Genomic DNA, 955 nt, shown 5'->3' on the forward strand with positions numbered 1-955 from the left:
CAGCGCCGGCATGGCTGCAGGCCGCCGGCCTGACCGGCGCCGGTGCCCTGCTGGGCAGTTCGCCCGCGGCCGCCATGGCGAGCCCGCCCACGCCCGCAGCCGGCCCCAAAGTGCTGCGCTACGCATTCAAGGTGGCCGAGACCGGCTTCGACCCGGCCAAGATCCAGGACCTGTACTCGCGCATCCTCACTGCGCACATCTTCGAGGGCCTCTACGTCTACGACCACCTGGCCCGCCCGGCCAAGGTCCGGTTGCTCACCGCGGCGGCACTGCCCGAGATCTCGCCGGACTTCCGGGTCTACGGCGGTAGAAGCTGTTGCCCAGGTCGTAGTGGGCATGGATGTTCTTGGCGCTGCCGCTGCGGGTGTTGCGCCGCAGCAGGTGGCGCAGCCGGTAGGCCAGGGCGCCCCACCAGCGGCCGTAGATGAGGCCCTCGATGTGTTCGCGGTTGCGGATGCACAGGCGCAGCAGGGCGGCCAGATCGGGGCTGTCCCAGTCGCCGTCGATGTAGCTCTCGGCCAGGCCGATGTCGCCGGCCTTCAGGGTGCGCTCGAAGACGGCCCAGTTGTGCAGCACCATGCTGCCGCCGGGCTGGCCGCTGGCGCCGGTGCCGGGCAGGCGCTGCACCTGGCCATCGGGCAGCTGCAGGTCCAGCCGGCCCTGGGGCAGGCGGGCCAGCAGGTTCAGCACGCGGCGGGCGGCGGCGGGCGTGGCGCCGGGCACGGCCGCGGAGCGGGGGGAGGTCGCGGTGGTCGTGTTCATCGGGTGACGAAGTGCTCGGGGGCGGCGGGTTTGCCGAAGAAGGGCACGCGCTTGCGCCAGAGCTGCAGCGCCTGCCAGTGGATGCGGGCGATCACGCCCAGGGTCATCAGCGGGGTGCCGAAGCAGGCCCGGCGCACGCTGGCCGGGCTCAGGGCTTCGAGCCGGCCGCCCACGCTGGTCTGCAGCAGCGGGC

1 protein-coding gene and 1 pseudogene are annotated in these 955 nt (G+C 73.1%); both read right to left on the reverse strand.

Features of this window, described 5'->3' with window-relative positions; genetic code table 11:
• Window positions 1–303: 303 nt before the first annotated feature.
• A pseudogene (locus tag I73_RS26750) lies at window positions 304–762 on the reverse strand (SAM-dependent methyltransferase); the annotation flags it as partial.
• A partial coding sequence (locus I73_RS26755; protein WP_040499928.1) for a DUF1365 family protein occupies window positions 759–955 on the reverse strand: 197 nt, incomplete at its 5' end. The pseudogene I73_RS26750 and the gene I73_RS26755, both read right to left, overlap by 4 nt.

Source organism: Ideonella sp. B508-1 (assembly GCF_000333615.1).
Taxonomy (GTDB): domain Bacteria; phylum Pseudomonadota; class Gammaproteobacteria; order Burkholderiales; family Burkholderiaceae_C; genus Ideonella.